Raw genomic sequence first — 4,126 nt, 5'->3', positions numbered from 1 at the left:
AATCGTTTGTTTCTAAATTTTCAAAATCAATTTCTCTTTTTGATAAAATAATATTTTTATTTTTTTTGTTATTGTTAATGTTAATGGCATCATCTAGCATTGCTTGTAGCATTGCTATTAGCATTTTAGCATAATTACAAGCATAAGTTGTATTTTTATCCCATCTTGCCTTTGCTGCCTTTTGTGCTCTTTCTGAAAACTTATTTAAATTATCATTTGAGTTATTGAGTTCCTCTTCAACTCTTAAACTCCACAAACGACCATCTTCTAAACGTATGATCTTCTCATCGCGTAATAAGATGTCTAATGTATTTTTTAGAACTCTCACTGAACAACCTGCCCACCGTGCTAATTTGGGAGCATCTTCAATAATAGGGCGGCGCTCTTCATACATATATAAGACAAGTGTCATATAAAGACCTTTTTCCACTATACTCATGCCACTAACATCAACAATCCATTGTGAAGAAAAAAGCCTCGTCCATGGCAACTTAGTTGACATACTTCACCTCCCTTTCTTTATTATTATTGCAAGTGAAATTATCTAGCTCTTCAGTGACGTTATTGAGTTCTTTTTCAACTTCTGAATTCCACAACCCACCATTGTCTAAACGTATGATGAAGCCACCTTCAATCAAGGAATTCAAAGCTGCTTCAAACTCTTTTACTGGATAACCAACCCAAAAAGCTAATACCCTTAAGTCCTTTAAAATAGGCTTACCAGTACGGAGCATTAGAAGTCGCAACATGACATAGATACATTTCTCGGTCGGCGACAAAAAACCAAGAGTAAGAAGCCATCTGTCTGCAAAAAGCCTCGTCCATGGTAATTTAATGGACATACCCCAATTCCCTTTCTTTAACTAAATATAAAATTGCTAAAGCATCTGCTTCGTTATCATCTTTCGGATTGTGCCCTTTTGCACGCACCGCCTTAATCATCTCTTCTTTCGACGCATTCCCCCCTTGCCTGTCGTCGCTTTCTTAATCGTACTTACTGGTATCCCCTCATACGGTATCTGATGCTGTTCACACCACGCCGTTAACGTTGCTAACAAACCACCGTAAACATGCGCTGCATCTGTACCTTTATGACGCCTCACCTCTTCAAAATACACCACGTCAATTTGACCTGCTGTCTGCTTTATTTCTGATAGCCATTGTTTAAAACGCAAGTAACGCATTCCACCGCCTTCAAAACGGCGTGATTGAAAATTCACGGTACCACTGAATATGTCACCACTTGCACCACGTATCGCCCACCCCGTTTTGGTACCTAGATCAAAACAAAGAATCGTGTTAATCACAGCGCCGCTCCATACACAATGTGTTATACAGAGAAATAAAGAAATCACATATTACAGCGGGTGTTGAACGCCGCAAAGAAAAACCAACAGCTGCCCAAAATTTTCTAAAAGCCCTTAATGGACTTTTTAATTGGGCTATCGATCAAGAACTTCTGGAGAATAACCCAACTTTAGGAATAAAAAGACCTCCTCTCAACAACAAAGATGGATTTGCTGTTTGGACAGAAGAAGATGTTGAAAAATATTATCACCATTGGTCACATGGTTCACATGAACGCGTCTGGATTGATATTCTTCTTTACACGGGTTTGCGTCGTGGTGATGCGGTACGAATTGGTTGGAAAGATGTCAAAGATAATATCATTCATCTCAAGACAGAGAAAAGTAAATTCCAAACAGATGTTTTTCTACCCATTTTGCCTGAATTAGCAGAAACTCTAAAAATTGGTCCTATTGGAAATGAAACATTCATTTGCGGAAAAAACGGAAATAAACTCGTAAAAGAAAGTTTTGGAAACTTATTCCGTGAAGCGTGTAATGCGGCGGGAATCAAAAAATCAGCACATGGCTTAAGAAAATTAGCAGCAACACGCGCCGCTAATTCAGATGCAACAGTATCACAACTCAAGGCAATTTTTGGATGGACCGACGACAACATGGCATCTCTTTATACAAAAAGCGCAGATCGCAAAAGGCTAGCTATAGAAGCGATAAAAAAGCTCCAAAAAAATGAGGGATAGTGCTATAAAAAATATTAATGGAATCAATAATGATAAATTTCCCCCCATATCGCAATAACTCATTTATTTTATTTAAAATTATTGAATCTCTGGGGCACCATTTTTTTGTAAATAAATTTTTTATTTTACACATACTTATGAATGAATTGGCTTTTAAAACCTTGTCTGTTAAAGTTTATGCTTTCTGCCTCTGCATAATTTAGCGTTTTTAAGTTCTATTCTTGAAAAACTATGCAATACCTTAACAAACTATCTATTGATCTATGCGTATTACTCAATAATTTTTTCTTCCATTCTAATTAACTTTTTGCTTATCCCACAGAAAAAGCATTATAAATATACCTAATTTCCAGTCATATCTGGAAAGACAAAATAATTCAAAAATACACGACCGGAATTTAATATAATTTATCAAACATTTATTATTATTACGAAAACGTTCGTTAGAACTTAAAAAATATTGCTTTGTGAAAAATTTTTAAACAGAAAAAAATGATAAAGATCATAATTACCTTTCATTTTTTCAGAAAAAACTATCATGTTTAAAAATGAAACTTTTAGATAACACACTCAAAGAATTAACTTATGAAGAATTATTTTAATTGAAACTTAAATAGTTTTACAAAGAATGCTTTAAAATGCGTATTAAAATGATTGACCTTTTGCAAGAAATTTGTCAAAAGGCATATCTAGTTTGGAGGGGTGGCCGAGCGGTTTAAGGCACCGGTCTTGAAAACCGGCGTGCAGGAGACTGTACCGTGGGTTCGAATCCCACCCCCTCCGCCACAGCACTTTTATGGTGCTATAACTTATTGATTTCATGTGTGTTTTTTCAAGGTGCGGGATTCGTAAATAAAGGTTCTGGAATAGGATTCTTGTAGCTTGCCAGCAGGTTTTGTATATTTTGCCACTAGGTTTTGTACCAATTTATTTTTTTTCAAAGAGTTTTAAAGGTGTTCTCAAAGGGTCTTCAAAGGCCTTTCAAAGATCATTTAAAGCCCCTTTCGTGAATCGTTTTCTCTTTTCCTAATCACAATTGGTAATGATGAGCTCCTTACCAGCAATTGTGTTATTTAAAGAGTTACACGAATAAACTGTTTTCACATCTCTTATATGGAATTGACTGAAACTTTTTCGAACTTCTGGCACATCATTGAGAGACAAAAGAAACTTCCCTTTTAATTGCGAAAGAAGTGCAGACATCGTCTGATAATCTTCTCGCTTAAACAAATCCTTTCCATAATAATCCTCAACACCCCAATAAGGCGGGTCAAGATAAAATAAGGTGTTTGGTCGATCATAATGCATAATAAAATTAGACCAGTCTAAATGTTCAATGGTAACACTCGCTAAACGACGGTAAATAAGCTTTAATAAGCCTTCAAGTTTCAAAGGATTAAACTGTGCACTACGGTCTTTTTTAGCTCCAAACGTACGGTCGGCTACCTTCCCGCTAAAACTTAAACGCTGCAAATATAAAAACCGCAAAGCCCGTTCCAAATCCGTGAGGCTATTTGGATCTTGTGTACGTAATCGTTCAAACACCTCACGGCTACTGATCTGGAACTCCTATAGATCCATAAAAGGGTGATAATGGCGTTGTAACACCCGAAAAAAATTCACCACATCTCCTGAGAAATCATTGATGATTTCAACAGAGGGAATCAATTTTCGTCTAAAGAATATTCCCCCCATACCAACAAAAGGCTCCGCATAAATGCTATGTGGAATATCCTCGATCATTTTGACAATGGTTTTGGCTAACCTGACTTTGCCTCCAATATAAGCAGCAGCTGGTGTGATAGGATCAACAGATTTAAATATTTCTTTACAAAGTATATCCATTATTTTTTAACACTCTTCCATCTATATTCGCCGTCTTCTCATTGCTTTAAGTGAGAAGAAGTGGCTGCGATGTTGAGTTGAGTTGCATCGGACGGGTTGGTCGCTAAACTTCTCCCGTTGGCTGGGCAACCAGCCCAGCTTCTATTCTTTGTTGCTTTCTTTTCCCTTGTTTGGTGCCTCGAGTGTGATTTCTGTTGTGTATCCGCTTTGTTTTTCATAGCGGTGGGTGACGGT

General features: G+C 36.8%; 2 protein-coding genes, 1 tRNA gene and 4 pseudogenes. 2 read left to right on the top strand and 5 right to left on the bottom strand.

Going from position 1 to position 4,126, the window contains the following annotated elements; translation table 11 throughout:
• From ACFIJL_RS08735 to ACFIJL_RS08725, 3 genes and pseudogenes are all read right to left on the bottom strand, one after another.
• Nucleotides 1-502: DUF1376 domain-containing protein (locus ACFIJL_RS08735; protein ID WP_375624274.1), on the bottom strand; the 502-nt coding region annotated here is incomplete at its 3' end.
• Nucleotides 492-842 carry a DUF1376 domain-containing protein gene (locus ACFIJL_RS08730; RefSeq protein ID WP_375624272.1) on the bottom strand — a complete coding sequence of 117 codons (351 nt, stop codon included), beginning with the start codon at nt 840-842 and terminating at the stop codon, nt 492-494. The genes ACFIJL_RS08730 and ACFIJL_RS08735, both read right to left, overlap by 11 nt.
• Nucleotides 832-1,307, bottom strand: a pseudogene (locus ACFIJL_RS08725) (crossover junction endodeoxyribonuclease RuvC). The gene ACFIJL_RS08730 and the pseudogene ACFIJL_RS08725 overlap by 11 nt, the downstream one beginning before the upstream one ends.
• 8 nt (nt 1,308-1,315) lie before the next feature.
• On the opposite strand from ACFIJL_RS08725, the pseudogene ACFIJL_RS08720 reads away from it, so the two are divergent.
• Both ACFIJL_RS08720 and ACFIJL_RS08715 read left to right on the top strand, forming a co-directional pair.
• A pseudogene (locus ACFIJL_RS08720) lies at nt 1,316-2,047 on the top strand (tyrosine-type recombinase/integrase); the annotation flags it as partial.
• A 696-nt stretch (nt 2,048-2,743) separates the two neighbouring features.
• A tRNA-Ser gene (locus ACFIJL_RS08715) sits at nt 2,744-2,833 on the top strand.
• Between the two features lie 240 nt (nt 2,834-3,073).
• Here ACFIJL_RS08715 and ACFIJL_RS08710 read toward each other — a convergent pair.
• Together ACFIJL_RS08710 and ACFIJL_RS08705 are read right to left on the bottom strand one after the other, a co-directional pair.
• Nucleotides 3,074-3,892: pseudogene (locus ACFIJL_RS08710) on the bottom strand (DNA adenine methylase).
• Between the two features lie 141 nt (nt 3,893-4,033).
• Nucleotides 4,034-4,126: pseudogene (locus ACFIJL_RS08705) on the bottom strand (late control protein); the annotation flags it as partial.

Source organism: Bartonella sp. TT119HLJHH (assembly GCF_042193385.1).
Lineage (GTDB): Bacteria > Pseudomonadota > Alphaproteobacteria > Rhizobiales > Rhizobiaceae > Bartonella.
Note: the sequence above shows the minus strand (reverse complement) of the source record. Positions and strands in the feature narration are given on the sequence as shown.